19 protein-coding genes and 3 pseudogenes are annotated in these 19,073 nt (G+C 63.7%); 12 read left to right on the top strand and 10 right to left on the bottom strand.

Going from position 1 to position 19,073, the window contains the following annotated elements:
• Positions 1–48: 48 nt before the first annotated feature.
• The 3 genes from AC6LJY_RS13325 (at position 49) to AC6LJY_RS13335 (ending at position 2,428) form a co-directional block, all read left to right on the top strand.
• The gene (locus tag AC6LJY_RS13325) at positions 49–1,038 is read left to right on the top strand and encodes a DMT family transporter (protein ID WP_498136136.1); all 990 of its coding nucleotides are present in this window, start codon (positions 49–51) and stop codon (positions 1,036–1,038) included.
• Positions 1,035–1,751, top strand: coding sequence for a glutathione S-transferase family protein (locus AC6LJY_RS13330; RefSeq protein WP_219992330.1), 717 nt, complete (start codon positions 1,035–1,037; stop codon positions 1,749–1,751). The genes AC6LJY_RS13325 and AC6LJY_RS13330 overlap by 4 nt, the downstream gene beginning before the upstream one ends.
• A gap of 80 nt (positions 1,752–1,831) precedes the next feature.
• Complete coding sequence (locus AC6LJY_RS13335) at positions 1,832–2,428, top strand: TetR/AcrR family transcriptional regulator (protein WP_046805869.1); 597 nt, start codon at positions 1,832–1,834, stop codon at positions 2,426–2,428.
• A gap of 126 nt (positions 2,429–2,554) precedes the next feature.
• On the opposite strand, the gene AC6LJY_RS13340 is transcribed toward AC6LJY_RS13335, so the two are convergent.
• The 3 genes from AC6LJY_RS13340 to AC6LJY_RS13350 are packed head-to-tail and all read right to left on the bottom strand — an operon-like array spanning position 2,555 to position 6,341.
• On the bottom strand, positions 2,555–3,598 hold the full coding sequence (locus AC6LJY_RS13340) for a PDR/VanB family oxidoreductase (protein WP_498136137.1): 1,044 nt from the start codon (positions 3,596–3,598) through the stop codon (positions 2,555–2,557).
• Positions 3,599–3,603: 5 nt separating this feature from the next.
• The gene (locus tag AC6LJY_RS13345; protein WP_498136138.1) at positions 3,604–4,776 is read right to left on the bottom strand and encodes an aromatic ring-hydroxylating oxygenase subunit alpha; all 1,173 of its coding nucleotides are present in this window, start codon (positions 4,774–4,776) and stop codon (positions 3,604–3,606) included.
• Complete coding sequence (locus tag AC6LJY_RS13350; RefSeq protein WP_498136139.1) at positions 4,773–6,341, bottom strand: BCCT family transporter; 1,569 nt, start codon at positions 6,339–6,341, stop codon at positions 4,773–4,775. The genes AC6LJY_RS13345 and AC6LJY_RS13350 overlap by 4 nt, the downstream gene beginning before the upstream one ends.
• Positions 6,342–6,536: 195 nt before the next feature.
• On the opposite strand from AC6LJY_RS13350, the pseudogene AC6LJY_RS13355 reads away from it, so the two are divergent.
• The 3 pseudogenes from AC6LJY_RS13355 to AC6LJY_RS13365 form a co-directional block, all read left to right on the top strand.
• Positions 6,537–6,713, top strand: a pseudogene (locus AC6LJY_RS13355) (helix-turn-helix domain-containing protein); the annotation flags it as partial.
• Between the two features lie 57 nt (positions 6,714–6,770).
• Positions 6,771–7,178 (top strand): annotated as a pseudogene (locus tag AC6LJY_RS13360) (PAS domain-containing protein); the annotation flags it as partial.
• Between the two features lie 36 nt (positions 7,179–7,214).
• Positions 7,215–7,529 (top strand): annotated as a pseudogene (locus tag AC6LJY_RS13365) (PAS domain-containing protein); the annotation flags it as partial.
• A gap of 45 nt (positions 7,530–7,574) precedes the next feature.
• Here AC6LJY_RS13365 and AC6LJY_RS13370 read toward each other — a convergent pair.
• Positions 7,575–8,027 carry a MaoC family dehydratase gene (locus AC6LJY_RS13370; RefSeq protein WP_046805872.1) on the bottom strand — a complete coding sequence of 151 codons (453 nt, stop codon included), beginning with the start codon at positions 8,025–8,027 and terminating at the stop codon, positions 7,575–7,577.
• Between the two features lie 47 nt (positions 8,028–8,074).
• Positions 8,075–8,776, bottom strand: a complete 702-nt coding sequence (locus tag AC6LJY_RS13375; protein ID WP_498136140.1) for a TetR/AcrR family transcriptional regulator — start codon at positions 8,774–8,776, stop codon at positions 8,075–8,077.
• Positions 8,777–9,015: 239 nt separating this feature from the next.
• Here AC6LJY_RS13375 and AC6LJY_RS13380 point away from each other — a divergent pair, with 239 nt between their 5' ends.
• Both AC6LJY_RS13380 and AC6LJY_RS13385 read left to right on the top strand, forming a co-directional pair.
• Positions 9,016–10,104: an alkene reductase gene (locus AC6LJY_RS13380; RefSeq protein ID WP_498136141.1), complete on the top strand. Its 1,089-nt coding sequence runs from the start codon at positions 9,016–9,018 to the stop codon at positions 10,102–10,104.
• A gap of 61 nt (positions 10,105–10,165) precedes the next feature.
• Positions 10,166–10,948, top strand: a complete 783-nt coding sequence (locus tag AC6LJY_RS13385; RefSeq protein WP_498136142.1) for an SDR family NAD(P)-dependent oxidoreductase — start codon at positions 10,166–10,168, stop codon at positions 10,946–10,948.
• Between the two features lie 89 nt (positions 10,949–11,037).
• Here AC6LJY_RS13385 and AC6LJY_RS13390 read toward each other — a convergent pair whose 3' ends face one another.
• The 3 genes from AC6LJY_RS13390 to AC6LJY_RS13400 all read right to left on the bottom strand — a co-directional run bounded on the left by AC6LJY_RS13390 (position 11,038) and on the right by AC6LJY_RS13400 (position 12,260).
• Complete coding sequence (locus AC6LJY_RS13390) at positions 11,038–11,310, bottom strand: hypothetical protein (RefSeq protein ID WP_104143743.1); 273 nt, start codon at positions 11,308–11,310, stop codon at positions 11,038–11,040.
• Positions 11,311–11,385: 75 nt separating this feature from the next.
• Positions 11,386–11,790, bottom strand: coding sequence for an Hsp20/alpha crystallin family protein (locus tag AC6LJY_RS13395; protein ID WP_498136143.1), 405 nt, complete (start codon positions 11,788–11,790; stop codon positions 11,386–11,388).
• Between the two features lie 29 nt (positions 11,791–11,819).
• Entirely contained in the window at positions 11,820–12,260 is a 441-nt protein-coding gene (locus AC6LJY_RS13400; RefSeq protein ID WP_046805876.1) for an Hsp20/alpha crystallin family protein, read from the bottom strand.
• Positions 12,261–12,588: 328 nt separating this feature from the next.
• Here AC6LJY_RS13400 and AC6LJY_RS13405 point away from each other — a divergent pair, with 328 nt between their 5' ends.
• The 3 genes from AC6LJY_RS13405 to groL all read left to right on the top strand — a co-directional run bounded on the left by AC6LJY_RS13405 (position 12,589) and on the right by groL (position 15,349).
• Positions 12,589–13,224 carry a diguanylate cyclase gene (locus AC6LJY_RS13405; RefSeq protein ID WP_498136144.1) on the top strand — a complete coding sequence of 212 codons (636 nt, stop codon included), beginning with the start codon at positions 12,589–12,591 and terminating at the stop codon, positions 13,222–13,224.
• A gap of 127 nt (positions 13,225–13,351) precedes the next feature.
• Positions 13,352–13,669 (top strand): co-chaperone GroES, encoded by a 318-nt coding sequence (locus AC6LJY_RS13410; protein ID WP_104143747.1) that lies wholly within the window; start codon positions 13,352–13,354, stop codon positions 13,667–13,669.
• 57 nt (positions 13,670–13,726) lie between these two features.
• Positions 13,727–15,349 carry a chaperonin GroEL gene (gene groL / locus AC6LJY_RS13415; protein ID WP_498136145.1) on the top strand — a complete coding sequence of 541 codons (1,623 nt, stop codon included), beginning with the start codon at positions 13,727–13,729 and terminating at the stop codon, positions 15,347–15,349.
• Positions 15,350–15,551: 202 nt separating this feature from the next.
• Here the strand turns inward: groL and AC6LJY_RS13420 are convergent, their stop codons facing one another.
• Both AC6LJY_RS13420 and AC6LJY_RS13425 read right to left on the bottom strand, forming a co-directional pair.
• Positions 15,552–17,165, bottom strand: coding sequence for an NAD(P)/FAD-dependent oxidoreductase (locus tag AC6LJY_RS13420; RefSeq protein WP_498136146.1), 1,614 nt, complete (start codon positions 17,163–17,165; stop codon positions 15,552–15,554).
• Between the two features lie 61 nt (positions 17,166–17,226).
• Positions 17,227–18,264, bottom strand: a complete 1,038-nt coding sequence (locus tag AC6LJY_RS13425; protein WP_498136147.1) for an MBL fold metallo-hydrolase — start codon at positions 18,262–18,264, stop codon at positions 17,227–17,229.
• Positions 18,265–18,434: 170 nt separating this feature from the next.
• Here AC6LJY_RS13425 and AC6LJY_RS13430 point away from each other — a divergent pair, with 170 nt between their 5' ends.
• Positions 18,435–19,052 carry a TetR/AcrR family transcriptional regulator gene (locus tag AC6LJY_RS13430; protein WP_498136148.1) on the top strand — a complete coding sequence of 206 codons (618 nt, stop codon included), beginning with the start codon at positions 18,435–18,437 and terminating at the stop codon, positions 19,050–19,052.
• Positions 19,053–19,073: the final 21 nt, after the last annotated feature.

Consider the following 19,073-nt stretch of genomic DNA (forward strand, 5'->3'; position numbering starts at 1 on the left):
CCACGCACGTGCCTTCGTCAACCCGCTTGCCCCACGGAAGGCCACCGCATGACGCAACTTGCCGACCCCGTCCAGGATGCCCCCGTCGGACCCGTTCCCGTCCCCCATCTTCCGCGACCCTCGCGCAAGACTCTCCACGGACTCTGTTGGGCGGGCCTCAGCGTGTTGATCTTTGCCGGCTGGTTTGTGGTGACGCGCTTTAGCGTGACGCGCGAACTGCGGTTGTGGGATGTCACCGCGCTGCGGTTCGGTATCGGCGCTGTGATTCTTTTTCCGGTGCTGCTGCGGGGTTCCGGGCGCATATCCGGCAAACAATGGGGTGAGGGACTGTTGTACGCCTGTCTGTGGGGCATGCCTTTTGTCCTGGCGGTGGCTCTGGGACTACAGCTCACGTCAGCCGGGCGGGCGGCGGCAGTCGCGCCGACATTGATGCCCGTTTTTGTCGGGCTTTTTGCCTGGGTCTTCCTGAAAGAAAAGCAGGGCTGGGGCCGCTGGCTGGGCTATCTGGCCATCGTCATCGGATTGGTCTGCATGATTGCGGGCGGCGCCTCGGCGCACGGCGTGGCGAACCCCGTGGGGATCCTGGCGCTGATCACTGCCGCCGCGATGTGGGCCGTCTATACGCTGCTGTTTCGGCGCAGCGCGCTGACGCCGGTGCAGGCCGCGGCGTTGATCTGCTTCTGGTCGGCCGTGCTGTTTCTGCCGATCTACCTGATTGCCGGCCTCAGCCGCCTTGGTTTGGCGTCGGCCGGCGAAATTGCTTTGCAGGCGTTTTACCAAGGCGTCTTGATGAGCGGCGTGGCCATCGTGTCCTTCAACAGATCCGTTGCGCTGCTGGGGCCGTCCGCCGCCACGGCCATCATTGCCTTGATCCCGGCGGTTGCCGCGCTGACCGCCATTCCCGTCCTGGGCGAGCTGCCGTCGTGGGAAGAGGGCATTGCCCTTCTTGCCGTCGTTGGCGGCGTGCTGCTGGCGTCCCGTCCCAAGCGCAAGGCAGCAGCCCCATCGACCACCACGACAGCGAGACAACAGCCATGATCCGTTTTTACTTTCATCCGACGCCTAACCCCGCAAAGATCGCGCTTTTCCTGGAAGAGACCGGGCTGGAGTACGAAGCCGTGCCGGTCGACACCAGCAAAGGCGAGCAGCACACGCCGGCGTTTCGGGCCATCAACCCGAACGGCAAGGTGCCGGCCATTGTTGATACTGACGGCCCTGGCGGCAAGGAAGCGCGCGTGTTCGACTCGACGGCCATCCTGATCTACCTGGCCGACAAGACCGGCCAGCTTACGGGCACCCCCGAAGATCGGCCTGAGCTGCTGTCGTGGTTGCTGTTCATTGCGTCCGGCCTGGGTCCGTTTTCCGGCCAGGCGGTGCACTTTCAGTTTGCCGCGCCGGATGGTCTGGACTACGCCGTCAACCGTTACCGCCGCGAAGCCGACCGGCACTATCAGGTGCTGGACGAGCATCTGAAGGGGCGCGAATTCATCGTGGGCAACTGCTACACCATCGCCGATATTTCGGCGTGGGGCTGGCTTGATCGGGCCTCCCGCGTGCGCAAGGGCGCAGAAGACCCGCTGGCGCCGTTTCCGGAATTGAAACGCTGGTTCGCCGGCGTGGATGCACGCCCGGCGGTTGCGCGCGCCCGGGCGCTCAGCAAAAGCCACCAATGGAAAACCGTCAACGACGACGAGACCAAGCGGGCCTTGTTTCCCTCAAATTTCGCGCCTGCGTCGTCGCAAGCGATTTGAAATGAAGATCCAGAACGAGCGTAATAGGATGACGTCACCATCGTCTGCTTATTGCACGACACAGCCGCGTAGGGTTGCACATGGCGCGCCCCAAAGAGTTTGACGAAGCGGCGGCGCTTGATGCCGCTATCGAATGCTTCTGGTCGCGCGGTTACGAAGCCACGTCGGTGCGTGATCTGGCCGCTGCCATGGGCATCGTGGGCCCCAGCTTGTACAACACGTTTGGCGACAAGCGCCGGCTGTACCAGCGGGCGCTCGCGCATTACGTCGAGCGCGGCTTTTGCGAACGGGTCAGGCGTTTTGAATCGCAAATGACGCCTCGCGAGGCCATCGGTGCGTTCTTTGACGAAATCATCGAACTATCGCTGGCGGACGAACAGCGCAAGGGCTGCATGATCGTGAACTCGGCGCTGGAGTTGTCTGCGCACGATGCCGAGTTCCAAGAGGCGCTGGCGCTTGTGCTGCGGGATATGGAGGCTTTCTTCCTGCGCTGCGTGCAGGCGGGCCAGCAAGCCGGCACGATCAACGCCACGCAGCCGGCGGATGACCTTGCGCGCATGCTGCTCGGCTTGCTGATGGGCCTGCGCGTGCTGGCGCGCTCGCGGCCGGAACCGGAGCTGCTGCGTGGTCTGGTTCGGCCCGCGCTGGCCTTGCTTGATGACGCCCGCCCGCGTTGATGACAAGGCCGGACAAAGCGGCGGGCTCCCCGCAATAAACCCGGCATCGGGCAATGGCCTCGAACTTGTCTACCAAAGCTGGCCGCACGGGCGGTGATGTGTTGAGGCTGTCCGTGCCGTGCTGCCTTATAAATCCAGCACGAGCCTGCTGCCCTTGGCGCTGGACACGCAAATCAGCATCGTCTTTTGCGCGGCCTTTTCCGCGTTGCTGAGATATTGGTCGGCGTGTTCGGCTTCGCCTTCCAGAATGCGGGTCTCACAGGTGCCGCACACGCCTTCGCGGCACAGGCAATCCACCGGCACGGTGCTGTCGCGCTCGATGGCGTTCAGGATGGACTCGCCGGCGGCCACCTCTACGGTCTTGCCGGACTTGGCCAGCACCACGGTGAAAGCGCCGCCGGTTTGCTTGGGCGCGGCGAATTGTTCGACGTGCACGCGCGCTGACTCGATCCCGACCGCTTGCGCGGCGCCGCGCACGGCATCGATCAGTGAGGGGGGGCCGCATACGTAGGCGTGCGCACCGGGTTCCATGCCGCCCAGCAGGCCCGCCAGATCCATGCGCTGGCCTTTGCTGTCGACATAGAAACGGACGCCATTCCCGCAAAGCCGGGCAAGCTCGTCCCGAAAAGCGCCGTGTTCGTCAGCGCGATAGGCGTAGTGCAGTTCGTACGAACCACCGCACCGGTGCAGGTCATGCAACTGCGACATGAATGGGGTGATGCCGATGCCGCCGGCGATCAGGACGTGGTGGCGGGCGGCCTCGTCCAGGGCGAATAAGTTGCTGGGCGCGGTGATGTAGAGTGCGTCGCCTTCGGCCACCTTGTCATGCATAAAGGCAGACCCGCCTTTGGACGGCGTTTCGCGCCGCACGCCGATCTGGTAGTTGCCCAGGGCGTTGGGCGAACTCATCAGCGAGTAAGCGTTGTTGTAATGGCGACTGCCGTCGCGCAGCTGCACGATGATGTGGCTGCCGCCCGTGAAGGGCGGCAACGCGCCGCCGTCCATGGCTTCCAGCGTGTAGCGCTTGACCAGCGGGGTGACGTGCTCGATGCGCGCGACGCGCACGAGCAGGGCCGCTTGGGTGCTAAGGGTGCTGGCGGTGCTGGTGGTGCTGGTGGTGCTGGCGGTGCTGGCGGTGCTCAGGCCGCTCATGGTGCTGATGGTGCTCATGGTGCTCATGCTTGGGCCGTGGCGCGATGGAGCGCGGGCGGGGAAGTGTCGGCAGACAAGGCTTCCTGGTATTCCGTGGCCAGCTTGCGATGAAAATGCACGATGCCGTGCTCGCTGATTCCACTGCGCTGGCGGTCGACCATGATGCGGCCTTGCCCGCGATAGCCGCGCGACTTCAATCCCTTCTGCACGCTTTCCACCAGTCGCAGGTCTTCAGGCCGAAAAACGTCGCGATACCAGTCCACCAGCGTCTGCTGTTCCTCGGTCAATTCCTTGTTCAGAAAGTAAATGTCGTAGTGCTGCAACGTGACGCCCGCGCTGGCGGGGAATTCGTAGATGACGGTCATGAAGTCGGCGCCCGGCGGCACGTTGAACATCGTGCAGGGCCAGGCCCAGAAGCCTGCAAAGCTGGGGTCCTTCACCGAGGCATCAACCTTGAAGGATTTTTCGGACGACTTCGCCAGGCCGAATTGCAACGTCCAGTTGCCGTGCATCGTGTGGGTGTATTTGTCGACCTGGACAGAGTCCGCAAAGCTGGGGTGCACCGGGCCGCAGTGATAGCACTCCAGGTAGTTGTCAACGATGGACTTCCAATTGGCGGGGGTTTCAGTGACGAAGCGCGCGGCCAGTTGTAGCGTGTCCACCACCGGGCAGGCGGCGCGCAGGCGGGCTTCGAAGCCGGGGAGTTGGTCTTCTACCGACCCCGCGCGGGGGTTCAGGTTGATGAAGACAAAGCCCGCGGCTTCTTCGACCTTGATCGGGACCAGCGTGGCCTTGTCGCGGTCAAAGTTGGGCACGTTGTCGCAGTTGCGGGCGAAGGCCAGCTCGCCATCCAGCTTGAACGTCCAGGCGTGGTACGGACAGGTGATGACGTTTTTGGCTTTGCCGCTGCCTTGCAACAGTTGGTGGCCGCGATGCGGGCACACGTTGTAGAACGCGCGCAGGATGCCGTCGCGGTCGCGCAGCACAATGATGCTTTCACCGATGATGTCGCGCGTTACGTAGTGGTTGGGCTCGGCTAATTCGCTGCGATGGGCCACGCAGATCCAGCTGTGGGCAAAGATCTTTTCCTGCTCGTACTGGAAGACGGCGGCTTGGGTGTAATACGGGGCGGGCAGCGTCCAGGCGTTTTCTTCGTCGGCGTTGAAGTCGACGGGTAGCTTGGGGATGCGGTTCATGATGATCTCCTGGGAACAAAGGCCGGCTGGGTGGGCGATTCAATCTGATGCGCCGGGATATCTCCGTAGTCCTGCATCAACCAGCGGAACAGGCCGAACAGCTTGATACCCAGAATGAAGACAAAGGGGATGGCGGTCAGCACCACGGCCGTTTTCATCGTTTCCAACGACGCCTTGGTGAACAGCATTGCCAGCGGGACCAGCGTCAGTGCAATGCACCAGAAGACGCGGCTGGCGGGCGTGGGGTCTTCGCCTTCCGACAGGTTGCGCGTGGTGGTGGCGGCGACGGCGTAGGCCACGGCGTCGACGTGGGCGGCCAGAAAGACCAGCATGGTTGCCAGATACAGCGCCAAAAATAGCTTGCCGGCCGGCAGCGCGCTTAGCAGCATTTCCACTGCCGTTTCGCCGCCTTGTTCCTGCAAGACGCGGGGCACGTCGATGGCGCCCGTCATGAACTGGTGCATTGAATAGCTTTCCAGCGCGCCGAAGAAGAACCAGCATCCGGCGCTGCCGCCCAGCAGCAGCGCATAGATCACTTCCTTGATCTTGCGGCCCTTGGAAACGCGCGCCACAAACATGGCCACGCCCGGCGAATACGACACCCACCACAGCCAATAGAACACCGTCCAACCGCGGTTGAAGGCCCCGTCGCCGGCGGGGTCGGTGAAGAGGCTCATGCGGACGTAGTTTTGCAGCATCAGGCCCAGGCCATTGACGATGTTGTTGCCGGAAAACTGCGTGGGGCCCACGACCAGCACGACGGCAGCCAGCAGCAGCGCGCCCCAACAGACCAGATGGCTCAGGCGCTTCATGCCGCTGGCGATGCCGATATAGGCGCTGGCCGAAAACAGCGCGGACACGCCGACGATCACGATCACCTGCATGGCGAAGGTGTCGGGCGTGCCGACCAGGCCGGCCAGGCCGCGCGTGAAGGTGGAGGCCGTCAGCGCAATGGACACCGTCAGCGCGCCGAACATCGTCAGCAGGAAGATCAGGTCCGCCAGACGGCCGACGGGACCCGTCGCACGGAACCCGGTTATCGCCTGGAGGATAGATGCCAGGTTCAACCCCGCCTTCTTGCGCACATGAAAGTGGTAGGCCATGGCCAGCGAGGGCAGGGCGTATACCGCCCACGCGCTTAACCCCCAGTGGAAAAACGAATAGCTGATGCTGGTTTCTAAAGCCTCGCGCGTGCCGGACGCGACGTTGAGCCCGGGCGTTTGGTAGTAGTAGGCCCACTCCATCACGCCCCAATACAGCGTCGACGAGCCCATGCCGGCACAGATGAACATGAAGATCCAGGACAGCGTCGAATATTCGGGCTTGCTGTCACCGAGGCGCACGTTGCCGTATTTGCTGAACGCCAGGCCGATGCAGGCGATGACGCAGCCGAAAACAAACACCTGGATCAGCGAGCCGAATGAACGCGTGGTCCAGTCGAATAGATCGGCGGCGGTGGTGGCGGCTTGCATGGGCCACAGGACCATGGCGATGACGGTGAGCAGCACGGCGGTAAGTGTGCAAAGCGTCAGGAACCCGTCGCGGCGTGGCGCGGCTATTTTCACGTTGTCTCCTTCCTTGCGTCGTTGCGCGCGGTATCTTGTCGTGTGTTAACCAGAGGTTTACATTAACCATTGATTAACCCAATGATTGACCCGGACTGTAGGAAGAACCTTGCCCATGCACAAGCTTCAATCGGAAAACGGCGCGTTTGTAACGGGTGGTTTTTGTTTTCGCTGTGTCGGCTGGACACGGTCGTCATGAAAGAAGACAGCTTTGCATTCCGCTTGAAAGAGCTGCTTGAACACAAGCAACTGACCCTGCAAGCCGTGGCCGGCGCGCTGAACGTCTCGCGCCCCGCCGTCCATAAATGGACGAAGGGCGGCGAGATCGACTACGAAAAGCTGCGCAAGCTGGCGGCGTTTCTGAGGGTGAACTGGATCTGGCTGCGATACGGCGAGCAAGCGCGGGAAGAGGCCGGTGCAGCAAGCGCCGTGGACATCCCCATGACGGATACGCGCCGCCGCTACATGGCCGACATCATGGAAAGCGAAGCGCGCATGAAGCTGGCGCAAGAGGGCGCGCGCATCGTTACGTGGGAATGGAACCTGATCACGGACGACGTCAGCTACTCGCCCAACGTCCAAGCCGTATACGGTTGGCGCATTGTCAGCAACGACAGCTTCTGGTTGCACGTGCACCCCGACGACGTTGCCATGATGCAGGCGGTCTACGACGAATCCCTGCGCACCGGCAACGCGCACGAATTCGACTTTCGCGTGATCCAGCCGGATAGCGCCCTGCGCTGGATTTCCTCCCGCGCCACCCCCGTGCGCGACTTTGACGGACGCATCGTCAAGGTGGTTGGCATCAGCATGGACAACACCGCCCGCAAGCTGGCCGAGCAATCCCTGCGCGATCAGCAGGCGCGTTTTGAAGCGGTATTTGAGCTGACGTCGCAAGGCATGGCGCTGCTGGACGCCGACCTGCGCTGCGAATCCGTCAATGGGGCGCTGGCGACGATGCTGGGGGCCGACCCGAAAGCGCTGCTGGGCGATGGCCTGGCCGGGCTGCTGGCCGATGGCGGCGCGCGCCTGAAGAAGATGCTGCACGGCAGGCCCACCGCCGCGTTTGGCGCAAAGATGCGCGGCGAGGATGGCCGCTGGCTTGCAGTGAACGTGCGGGCGGTGTTGACACGCGGCACAGAGGTGGGGGCAGCGGCGTACTTTGCGTTGGCGGTGGAGCAAGGGTGAGCGGGGGGAAGACGCTGCCAGCCCGCCCCGCGCAAACGCCGGTCATCACCCCCCGCGACTCTTCACCACCAAATTGCTCACAAACACCTGCACCACTTCATCTTTCTGATTCAAGGTGGTGGTGCGTGCTTTGACCAAGCCCTGTTCCGGCCGGGTTTTCGACGGCCGCACTTCCAGCACCTCGCTTTCTATCCGCAACTCGTCGTCCGGACGCACCGGCAGCGGCCAGCGCATTTCTTCCACGCCCGCGCCGATGATGCCGCCGGCGGGTTTGAAGTCGCTGGCGACCAGCAGTTGCATGGTCAGCGCGGCGGTGTGCCAGCCGCTGGCGGCCAGGCCTTTGAACAGCGTGACGTTGGCCGCGTCTTCATCAAGATGGAACGGCTGCGGGTCGAATTCCTTGGCAAAGGCCTTGATGCGTTCGCGCGTGACGCGCACGCGGGCGGTGCCGATGAAGCGTTGTCCGGGGGTCAGGTCTTCCAGGTAGTGCACGGCCATGTTGGTTTGCTCCGTCGGTGGGCGTGGCAGGCGTGAATAAGGAAAAATCAGCGGGGGGATTCTGAAGCCAGGGACGCCAGCAATTCGCTGCGACAGGCTTCGAGGATTTCGTCGGCTAGCGGCGAGTCATCAGGGCAGGCCCGCGACAGCGCGACGGCGCCGATCACGTGGGCCAGCAAATCGATGCGCTTGGCGCGCGCGCGCTTGGCGGATAAAGACGGGTCTATGTTCGGATTTGAATCGGGGTTTGAATTCGCACCCGAATCCGCACCCGAATGCGCACCCGAATGCGCACCCGAATCCAGGCCCGCGTTCAGACCCGCGTTCAGGCCCGAATCTTGCGGCGCATCGTCGTCCTTGGCCAACGCCGCCAGCATGTTCTCGATGCCTGCGGCAAAGGTGGTCTTGACGTCGTCGGACTGGCGCGCGGCGTCGCCGCACAGGGCGGCCATGGTGCAGCCCGCGCTGCGGCCGTCGCGATGGGCGCGGGACAAGTAGATGTTGACGAACTTGGCGGGGTCCATGTCGCCCGTCATCGCCAGGGATTGCGACAACCCCGACGCGGCCGTTTCGGCCATCAAGTCGGCCTTGGAGCGGAAGTGCTTGTAGAACCCGCCGTGGGTAAAGCCGGCGGCGGCCATCAGTTCGGCCACGCCCACGCCGTCGTACCCGCGTTCTCGAAACAGGGTCGATGCGGTCTCGACAATGTGCGCCCGGTTTGCCTGCGCCTGCGCCTTGGTGACCCTCATTTTTGCAACCTCGTGTGATGACACGCCCGCGCGTGCCAGTCTGTTAATGCCATGTGCAGGTGACAAATATACATTGATGTCGATTATCATCAAAGTGCTTGACGATTTAGATGTTGATCATCATCATTAACGCCGTTGGCCGCCCGGCCCGGACCGTAATCCGGACCTGGCCCTGGCGCGATCAGCCCAAGGCCAACGCCTTGCGCACCGCAATCAACCCCTATTTATGGAACCCGACCATGACCGACAACGCTTTGTTCCAGCCCTACACCTTGGGACCCCTGACGCTTTCCAACCGCATCGTGATGGCGCCGCTGACGCGCAATCGGGCCGAAGCGGGCTTTGTGCCCAGCCGCCATGCCGCGACGTACTACGGCCAGCGCGCTTCGGCGGGTTTGTTGATTGCCGAGGCGACGCAGATCTCGCAGCAGGGGCAGGGGTATCAGGACACGCCGGGTATTTACACGGCTGCGCAGGTCGAAGGCTGGCAGCAAGTGACGCAGGCCGTGCATGCCAAGGGCGGCAAGATTTTCCTTCAGTTGTGGCATGTGGGCCGCGTGTCGCACGTGGACCTGCAAGAGAACGGCGCCGCGCCGGTCGCGCCGTCCGCCATCCGCGCCGAGACCAAGACGTTTGTAAACAATGCCTTTGAGCCGGTGTCGATGCCGCGCGCCTTGGCGCTGGACGAGCTGCCCGGCATCGTCGACGACTTTCGCCAGGCAGCCGCGAACGCCATCGCGGCGGGTTTCGATGGCGTGGAAATCCACGGCGCCAACGGTTATCTGCTTGAGCAATTCGCCAAGGATGGCGCGAACCATCGCGACGACGCGTACGGCGGTTCGGTGCAGAACCGTGCGCGGCTGTTGCTGGAGGTGACGCAGGCGGTGGCCAACGAGGTGGGCGCCGACCGTACCGGCGTGCGCATTTCGCCGGTGTCGCCGGCCAACGGCATTACGTGCAGCGACCCGCAGGCGCAGTACGACTACATCGCTGATCAGCTCAATGCGTTGGGCGTGGTCTACCTGCACGTGGTGGAGGGCGCGACGGGCGGGCCGCGTGATGTGGCGCCGTTCGACTACGGTTCGCTGCGCAGGCGTTTTACGAACACCTATATCGCCAACAACGGGTATTCGCTGGACCTGGCCACCACCCAGCTTGCCCAGGGCCATGCCGACCTGTTTGCATTCGGCCGTCCGTTCATCGCCAACCCCGATCTGGTGCAGCGCCTGAAGACGGGCGCTGCGCTGGCGCAGCTGGACCCCGCCACGCTGTATGGCGGCGGCGCACAAGGCTATATCGACTACCCGGCGCTGGCCGACGCGCGCTGATTGGCGGGCTATCGCCGTTTGCGCGGCGTGTCATCCGCGGACTTACAACGAGAACTGCAAAATGAATTCCTCTACTGTTTTGATTACCGGCGCGTCCTCGGGCATAGGCGCAACCTATGCCGAGCGCTTTGCGCGGCGCGGCCACGATCTGGTGCTGGTGGCGCGCGACCTGACCCGGCTGGAGACGCTGGCTGCGCGCTTGCGGCAGGACCATGGCGTGGCGGTTGACGTGCTGGCGGCCGACCTGACGCGCAATGACGACATTGAAGCCGTCGAGGCCAGGCTGCGCGATGATGCCCGCATCCAGATCCTGATCAACAACGCGGGCGCTGCGCAGACGGGCAACTTTGTGGCGCAGACGCCCCAGGCGGCCGGCCAATTGGTGGCGCTGAACACGACCGCGCCCACGCGGCTGGCCAGCGCCATCGCGCCGCGCCTGGTGCAGGCCGGCGCCGGCGCCATCGTGAATGTGGGTTCGGTGGTGGGCTTCATGCCGCAGTTCGGCATGGCGGTGTATGGCGCCACCAAAGCCTATATGTTGTTCTTGTCGCAGGCCTTGCATGAAGAGCTGGCGCCCGCCGGCGTCTATGTGCAGGCGGTGCTGCCCGCCGCCACGCGCACCGAGATCTGGCAACGCGCGGGCATCGATATCAATGCGCTGCCCGAAGTGATGGACGTGGGTGAATTGGTGGATGCGGCGCTGGTCGGATTCGACCGCCGCGAGACGGTGACGATCCCGCCGCTGCACGAGGCGTCGCGCTGGGATGCCCTGGACGGGGCGCGCCAGGCGCTGTTGGGCGACATCAAGATGGCCAGCGCGGCCGCGCGCTATCAGGCAGCGTGAGGCGACGATGGGCGAGCGTCGGTGCCGACATGCCCGCCCGTCTTTGCAGTCGTGGGTGCGCAAGCCACGTCTTGGTGTCCAAGCCAAGGCTATTGAAGCATCGGCGCGCCCAGTCCGATCGCGCCCGTGTTGATCAGCCGTTGCAGATACTGCGTGCCTTCGCGCAACGCCTCGGCTGGGGTTTCCCAAGGCGTGTGCGGGCAGGGCATGCACCAGTCAACCAGGATGTCGGTGCATCGCACCACCTGCACCAGCGAAATGAAACCGGCCGGCAACGCGCCTGGCTTTTCCAGCGCGCGCAACGGGATGGCACGTACGCTAAGGACGTAGCCGCGATACTGCGTGATGACGGAATGCTCCATAAGGCCTCCCCCACATGGTGGCTAAAACGCGAACGCGCCCGGCATACACCGGGCGCAACGTTTCAAGCCTGCCGATCAAGTCACGGTGACAGAGATCTTGCGGGGCTGCGCCTCGCGCAGTCGCGGAATCTGCAAGGTCAGCACGCCGTGCTTCAAGTTGGCGGTGATGTTGTCCTTGTCCAGATCATGGCCCAGCGTGAAGCTGCGGCGGAACAGCGGTTCGCGCAGTTCGTTATGCACCAGCCGCACCTCGGCCGGCACCTGCACCGCGGCTTCGCCTTCGATCAGCAATTCGTTCGACTGCACCTTGATCGACAGCCTGTCCTTGGACACGCCGGGCAGGTCGGCCAAGAGCGTAATGCCGGTGGTGTTCTCGTAGATGTCCACGGCGGGCAGGGTGGCGGGGCGGTTGGTGTCGTCAGCGACCTTGGCCAGGGATTCCGAGCCACGCGTGGCGGCTAGTTGGTTGCGTTCTTCCATGATGATCCTCCTGTGTCGTCGGCCAGTGTTCATTGGATGGAAATCAAACGCGGCTTGGCGGACTCGCGTTTGCCGATCGAAATGCAAAGGCAGCCGTCGGTGTAGCGCGCCTGGATGTTCTCTGGATCGGCGTCGGCAGGCAGTTCCACCACGCGGCTGAATCGGCCGCGCGCGCGTTCGCGTGCATACAGGGTGGTTTGCCCGGAAGGTTCTTCTTCGCGGCGTTCACCCGAAATGGTCAGCAGGCCTTTTTCCATGGTGACTTCAAGCGCGTCCGGGTCTACGCCGGGCACAAACGCCACGACTTCAATCGAGTCGGCGCACGCGCCTACGTTCACGGGCGGAAAGTCACCGCGTGCCGTGGACCGCAAGTTGGAAGGCGCGGTCGAGGATCGCAGGATTTTGTCCAGCTGTTGCAGGGTGTCCAGGGCGGAACTGATGCCGCTATCGAAAAATGGATAAGTTGCCATGTTCGTCTCCCGATAAGGTCTGGTTCAGACGGGCGTAGGGCTTGGCGGCATGGGGTGTCTACGCTGCGCTGCCCCGCCATAGCGCAAATGTGGCATCGGGTTTGCGGGTTTCAAGAGAGGGGGCGATTGAATTCTTCAATCAAGGCGGCGGGAAAAATTGCGGATTTTTAGCGCGAGTGGTGGCCCGCGGGCGGCGTTGAACGGCCGTGGCACGATGCGCCTTTCCCCGCCGGTTGAGCGCCTTGTGAAGACGCGATAAATTCATTCGACACGTTGGTTCGATGGGCATGACCCCACGCGAAATCCGCTTTTGGCTAACGGAGATCCCATGGACATATTCACGACTATCCACACGCACATCTCCGCGCTGGGCCTGCCGCTGTATGCGGTCAGCGCCAGCGCGGTGCAAAAGGCAGACACCCCCATTTTGTTGACGCTGCACTGGCATGGCTTCAAGCCTGACCGGACGGCGATTGCACAGCCGCTGCGGTCGGTGGCGGCGTCGGCCTTGCAGTTGAATCAGCGCTGGAACCACTACGCCGAAATCGATGAAGCCGTGCTTGAAGCCGGATGGCGCTTGGGCGCCTGGGACGTGGAACGCGTGGCGCATCCCGGTTGGTGCCGCCTGAATGCGCCGCTGGAAGAAGCCGTGGCTTGCCGTCGGGCGTTTGCCGACTATTCCGATCTGCCCGGCGGGCAGGAACGCGTTGCGCTGGAGGCGCCGGATCATTCGGCGCTGATGGAGCTGGCCGCGCGCAAGGGATACCTGCGCTGGATGTTCCGGCCGCGCAAGAACGGCATCTGGAATCAGACGGACGCGGACGACGCCACGGTGGACGCCGAGGGAGGCCGTACGCAACCCTGTCCCGTGCATGCCGCGCCCGCCGCCCAGCTGCAAAAGCGCGTGACGTTTCGGCTGGGAAAGGCGGTCGGCATCTGGGTCTGCGGTGATGCACGTCGGTGATGCACGTCCCTGATGCAATTTGATTCAATTTGCGGCTCTTGAACTTGCGCGGCCCTGCCCATAAATCCTGATGCGCGCCCGCGAAGGCGCAGTGTTTGGTGATCTGAATTGTTCAGGAGATTGAGTCATGAAGATCCGTCCCCTCTATGACCGGGTAATCGTCAAGCGCATCGAACAGGAACGCAAGACCGCATCCGGCATCGTGATTCCCGATTCCGCGGCGGAAAAGCCCGAGCAGGGCGAAGTCGTGGCGGTCGGTAGCGGCAAGGTCGGTCGCGACGGCGCCGTGCAGAAGTTGCAACTTAAAGTGGGTGACCACGTCCTGTTCGGAAAATACGCCGGGCAGACCGTCAAGGTCGACGGCCAGGAACTCTTGGTCATGCGCGAAGACGACGTGCTGGCGGTGCTGGAACCCACACGCGACACGTTCAAGAAAGCGGCATAACGCGCTTGCCCGAGCCGCTATCAGGAATCTACCCAAGAAATAGCAGGAGCCTTAGAAATGAGTGCCAAGGACATTCAATTTCACGATAACGCGCGCGCCCGCGTGGTAAAGGGCGTCAACATTCTGGCCGACGCCGTCAAGGTCACGCTGGGTCCGAAGGGCCGCAACGTGCTGCTGGAACGCAGCTTCGGCGCGCCGACCATCACGAAGGACGGCGTGTCTGTCGCCAAGGAAATCGAGCTGAAGGACAAGTTCGAAAACATGGGTGCGCAGATCGTCAAGCAAGTGGCCTCGAAGACGGCCGACGTGGCGGGCGACGGCACCACTACCGCCACCGTGCTGGCGCAGGCCATCGTGCAAGAGGGCATGAAGTATGTGGCCTCGGGCATGAACCCCATGGACCTGAAGCGGGGCGTGGACCAGGCGGTGCAGGCGGTGGTGGACAAGCTGAAGGATCTTTCCAAGCCCATCTCGACCAGCAAGGAAATTGCGCAGGTCGCGTCCTTGTCGGCCAATTCCGACGAGACCATCGGCCAGATCATCGCCAAGGCCATGGACAAGGTGGGCCGCGAGGGCGTCATCACGGTGGAAGACGGCAAGTCGCTGGACAACGAACTGGATGTGGTCGAGGGCATGCAGTTTGACCGTGGCTACCTCAGCCCGTATTTCGTGACCGACCCCGAGAAGCAGGTGGCGCAGCTGGACGAGCCGCTGGTGCTGCTGCATGACAAAAAGATCTCGAACATTCGCGATCTGCTGCCGGTGCTGGAAATTGCCGCCAAGGCGGGCAAGCCGTTGATGATCGTGGCCGAGGATGTGGACGGTGAAGCGCTGGCCACCTTGGTCGTGAACTCGATTCGCGGGGTGCTGAAGGTGGTGGCGGTCAAGGCCCCCGGTTTTGGCGACCGCCGCCGCGCGATGCTGGAAGATATCGCCATCCTGACGGGCGCCACGGTGATCTCGGACGAGACCGGCATGCAGCTGGAAAAGACCACGCTGGAACAGCTGGGCAACGCGCAGCGCGTCGAGGTCCGCAAAGAAGAGTCGGTCATCATCGGCGGCGCGGGCAAGCAGGCGGACATCCAGGCGCGCGTGGCGGTCCTGCGCAAACAGGCGGACGAGGCCACCAGCGACTACGACCGCGAAAAGCTCCAGGAGCGCGTGGCGAAGCTGGCGGGCGGGGTGGCGGTCATCAAGGTGGGCGCCGCGACCGAGGTCGAGATGAAAGAGAAGAAGGACCGCGTGGACGACGCGCTGCACGCCACGCGCGCGGCCGTCGAAGAGGGCATTGTGCCCGGGGGCGGCGTGGCGTTGCTGCGGGCGCGCACGGCCATTCACGGCTTGAAGGGCGCCAACGCCGATCAGGACGCCGGCATCCGCATCGTGTTGCGCGCGCTGGAGGCGCCGTTGCGCGCCATCGTCACGAACGCCGGCGACGAGCCCTCGGTGATTGTGGCCAAGGTGCTGGAAGGCAAGGGCAACTACGGCTATGACGCCGCCACCGGCAACTATGGCGACCTGGTGGACCTGGGCGTAGTCGACCCGACCAAGGTGACGCGCACCGCGTTGCAGAACGCGGCGTCTATCGCGGGCCTGATCCTGACCACCGACGCCACCGTGGCGCAGTTGCCGGAAGAGTCCCAGGCACCCGCCGCGCCCACGCCTGAGATGTCGTTCTAAGGGGGGCTCGGGGTTGCCCACCCCGATTCAGTGCGAAAGAAGGGCGCCGGGCAGCAAGGTCAACCTTGCCGTCTGGCGCCCTTTGTCGTGGGGGCTTTTGTCGTGCGGGGGCCTTTGCCCCGGGGGGCTTATCGATCCGGCCTTAGCTTTGGCTATTCGGCCTTAGCTTTGGCTATTCGGCCTCAGCCTTGGCTATTCGTTCTCAGCCTTGGCGGCCCATGATGCTCAGCGCTACGGCTTCGGCAATCTTGATGCCGTCCACGCCCGCCGACAAGATTCCGCCCGCATAACCGGCGCCTTCGCCGGCTGGGAACAATCCCCGGGTATTCAGGCTTTGCAGCGTGTCGTTGTCGCGCTTGATGCGCACGGGCGACGACGTGCGCGTTTCCACGCCGGTCAGCACGGCGTCATGCATGCCGAAGCCCTTGATGGTCTTGTCGAACGCGGGCAGCGCTTCGCGGATGGCCGTGATGGCAAAGTCGGGTAGCGCGGTGGCCAGGTCGGTCAGGTGCACGCCGGGCGTGTACGACGGCAGCACGGACCCGAATTCCGTGGACGCCTTGCCCGCGATGAAGTCGCCCACCAACTGGCCGGGCGCGCTGTACGTTTCGCCGCCCAGCACAAAGGCCTGCGATTCCCACTTGCGCTGGAAGTCCACGCCGGCCAGCACGTGTTCCGGGTAGTCTTCTTCGGGCGAAATCCCGACCACGATGCCGGCGTTGGCATTGCGTTCGTTGCGCGAATACTGGCTCATGCCGTTGGTCACGACGCGGTTCGGCTCCGACGTGGCGGCCACCACCGTGCCGCCCGGGCACATGCAAAAGCTATAGACCGACCGCCCGTTGCTGGCGTGATGCACCAGCTTGTAGTCGGCCGCGCCCAGGATGGGGTGGCCGGCGCTGGGGCCAAAGCGCGCCTTGTCGATCAGCGATTGCGGGTGCTCGATACGGAAGCCGATCGAAAACGGCTTGGCTTCCATGAACACGCCTTGCTCGTGCAGCATCTGGAACGTGTCGCGCGCGCTGTGGCCGATGGCCAGCACCACGTGGTCGGCTTCGATGTGCTCGCCACTGGCCAGCGTGACGCCGGTGACCTGGCCGTTTTCGCGATGCAGCGTTTCCACCTTGCTGGAAAATCGCACTTCGCCACCCAGCTTGGTGATGGTGTCGCGCATGACTTCCACCATGCCCACCAGCCGGAACGTGCCGATGTGCGGCTTGCTGACGTACAGGATTTCTTCCGGTGCGCCGGCCAGCACGAATTCCTTCAGGACTTTTTCGCCGTAGTGCTTGGGGTCTTTGATCTGGCTGTACAGCTTGCCATCCGAAAACGTGCCCGCGCCGCCTTCGCCGAACTGCACGTTGGACTCGGGGTTCAAGATGCGCTTGCGCCACAGGCCCCAGGTGTCCTTGGTGCGTTCCCGCACCGCCTTGCCGCGTTCCAGGATGATGGGCTTGAACCCCATCTGCGCCAGCACCAGGCCGGCGAACAGGCCACAGGGGCCGGTGCCGATGACGATGGGGCGCTTGGTCAGCGCGGCGGGCGCCTGGGCGACGAATTTGTATTCGGTGTCGGGCGTAGGCTTGACGTGGCGGTCGTCATGAAAGCGCGCAAGCAACGCGGCCTCGTTTTCCACGTCGATATCCAGCGTGTAGGTCAGCAGGATATTGTGCTTTTTGCGCGCGTCGTAACTGCGCAAAAAAATGGTGAAGCCGTGCAGGTCGCTGGCCGGTATGCCCAGTTTCTTGAGAATCGCGGCGGGCAATTCCTCGGGCGTGTGGTTCAACGGCAGCTTGATTTCGGTCAGTCGCAACATGCTTCGGGTCCAGAAGGTGGGCGATCACAACGTCGCCAAACGCGGGATTGTACTGGAGCGATCAGCCGGCGGCGTCGCCGATTCGCCACCAGGGGGAACCCACCTCCGGGGTCTCTATCGCCACCCGTTCCCCCATGACCGGCGTCGTCAGCGCGACGCCTTTGGCCGCTGCCAGCGCGGCAATGCGTTCGAACGGGTCTTCCCATGCGTGCAGCGCCAGATCGAATGTGCCGTTATGAATGGGCAGCAACCAGCGGCCGCGCAGGTCCAGGTGGGCTTGCAGGGTTTCTTCGGGCTGCATGTGTACGAAGGCCCAGCGCTTGTCATAGGCGCCGGTTTCCATCAGCGTCAGGTCGAAGGGGCCGTGGGTGTCGCCGATGGTTTTGAAGCCGTCGAAGTAGCCGCTGTCGCCGCTGAAGAAGACGCGCAGGTCGGCGTCCTGGATGACCCACGAGGCCCACAGGGTGCGGTCGGAGTCGGTCAGGCCGCGTCCCGAAAAGTGTTGGGCCGGCGTGGCGGTCAGCCGAAGGCCGTCGACGTCGGTGGATTGCCACCAGTCCAGTTGTTCGACGCGCGCCGGGTCCACGCCCCAGGCGATCAGCTGGTCGCCCACGCCCAAGGGGGTGATGAAGCGGGCGGTCTTGGCGGCCAGCTTGTCGATGGCGGCGCGGTCCAGGTGGTCGTAGTGGTTGTGCGACAGGATCACGCCGGCAATGGGCGGCAGGTCTTCGATGGAAATGGGCGGCGCGTGAAAGCGCGCGGGGCCGGCCCATTGCACGGGCGAGGCGCGCTTGGAGAACACCGGGTCGGTCAGCCACAAGCGGCCGCGCAGTTTCAAGAGGATGGTGGAGTGGCCCAGGCGGTACAGGCTGCGGTCGGGCGCGGCTTGCAGGTCGGCCAGGGTGAGGGGGCGCACGGGAATGGCTTGCTCGGGGACCGTGCCGCGCGGCTTGGCAAAGAAGAACGTCCACATCAGTTTCACGCCTTGCCAGAAGCCCAGCGAGGGGCGCGGCAAGGGGTTTCTAAAACGGCCCTCGTGGTGTTGGGGCGACTGCGGATAGCGGGGCTGGGCAGTGGGGCAGGAGGTGAGGGCGGTCACGGCGGGTTCCAGGCGGGTAAAAAATTACACTGCGCAGTGTAGTTTTGTTTTTCTGAAAAGTACACCGATCAGTGTAAAATTTTTCGCACTCCGATCCGCGCATTCCATCCGCGCATTCCGTCCGCGTATTCCGTCCGCGTATTTCACCTTCCAAAAAGCCGAGCCTGTTCATGTCCAGCCCCCCGACCCGCCTCACTGACCGCAAACGCCAGGCCATCGTGCGCGCGGCGGTGGAAGAGTTCCGGTCGGCCGGGTTTGAGGCCACCAGCATGGATCGCATCGCGGCGGCGGCGGAGGTTTCCAAGCGCACCGTCTACAACCATTTCCCCAGCAAGGAAACGCTGTTCTCGTTGATTCTTGAAGAGCTTTGGGCCACGAGTGCGGACAGCGTTTCGCTGGCCTATCAGCCCGACGTGGCGCTGGATCAGCAGTTGCGGCAGTTGCTGATGCAAAAGCTGGACCTGCTGGCGGACTCCAACTTTATCGATCTGGCGCGCGTGGCCATGGCCGAAATCATCCATTCCCCCGAACGCGCCCAGGCCATCGTGTGCCGCATGGGCGAAAAAGAGGGCGGCGAAACGGCGTGGATACGCGCGGCGATCCAGGACGGGCGGCTAATGGACGTGGACCCCGAGTTCGCCGGCCACCAGTTGCAGGGGCTGGTCAAAAGCTTCGCATTCTGGCCGCAAGTCACGCTGGGGCAACCGCCATTGAGCGCCGCCGAGCGTAAGCACGTGGCGGATTCGGCGGTGGAGATGTTCTTGGGGTGCTACGCGCGGCGCGGGTGACGGGGCGCATAGGGTTGCTGC

This window comes from Achromobacter sp. RT286_PF (assembly GCF_059760425.1).

Coding starts and splice junctions, on each gene's coding strand:
- AC6LJY_RS13325 (WP_498136136.1), top strand. CDS start 49: ATGACGCAACTTGCCGACCCCGTCCAGGATGCCCCCGTCGGACCCGTT.
- AC6LJY_RS13330 (WP_219992330.1), top strand. CDS start 1,035: ATGATCCGTTTTTACTTTCATCCGACGCCTAACCCCGCAAAGATCGCG.
- AC6LJY_RS13335 (WP_046805869.1), top strand. CDS start 1,832: ATGGCGCGCCCCAAAGAGTTTGACGAAGCGGCGGCGCTTGATGCCGCT.
- AC6LJY_RS13340 (WP_498136137.1), bottom strand. CDS start 3,598: ATGAGCACCATCAGCACCATGAGCGGCCTGAGCACCGCCAGCACCGCC.
- AC6LJY_RS13345 (WP_498136138.1), bottom strand. CDS start 4,776: ATGAACCGCATCCCCAAGCTACCCGTCGACTTCAACGCCGACGAAGAA.
- AC6LJY_RS13370 (WP_046805872.1), bottom strand. CDS start 8,027: ATGGCCGTGCACTACCTGGAAGACCTGACCCCCGGACAACGCTTCATC.
- AC6LJY_RS13375 (WP_498136140.1), bottom strand. CDS start 8,776: ATGAGGGTCACCAAGGCGCAGGCGCAGGCAAACCGGGCGCACATTGTC.
- AC6LJY_RS13380 (WP_498136141.1), top strand. CDS start 9,016: ATGACCGACAACGCTTTGTTCCAGCCCTACACCTTGGGACCCCTGACG.
- AC6LJY_RS13385 (WP_498136142.1), top strand. CDS start 10,166: ATGAATTCCTCTACTGTTTTGATTACCGGCGCGTCCTCGGGCATAGGC.
- AC6LJY_RS13390 (WP_104143743.1), bottom strand. CDS start 11,310: ATGGAGCATTCCGTCATCACGCAGTATCGCGGCTACGTCCTTAGCGTA.
- AC6LJY_RS13395 (WP_498136143.1), bottom strand. CDS start 11,790: ATGGAAGAACGCAACCAACTAGCCGCCACGCGTGGCTCGGAATCCCTG.
- AC6LJY_RS13400 (WP_046805876.1), bottom strand. CDS start 12,260: ATGGCAACTTATCCATTTTTCGATAGCGGCATCAGTTCCGCCCTGGAC.
- AC6LJY_RS13405 (WP_498136144.1), top strand. CDS start 12,589: ATGGACATATTCACGACTATCCACACGCACATCTCCGCGCTGGGCCTG.
- AC6LJY_RS13410 (WP_104143747.1), top strand. CDS start 13,352: ATGAAGATCCGTCCCCTCTATGACCGGGTAATCGTCAAGCGCATCGAA.
- groL (WP_498136145.1), top strand. CDS start 13,727: ATGAGTGCCAAGGACATTCAATTTCACGATAACGCGCGCGCCCGCGTG.
- AC6LJY_RS13420 (WP_498136146.1), bottom strand. CDS start 17,165: ATGTTGCGACTGACCGAAATCAAGCTGCCGTTGAACCACACGCCCGAG.
- AC6LJY_RS13430 (WP_498136148.1), top strand. CDS start 18,435: ATGTCCAGCCCCCCGACCCGCCTCACTGACCGCAAACGCCAGGCCATC.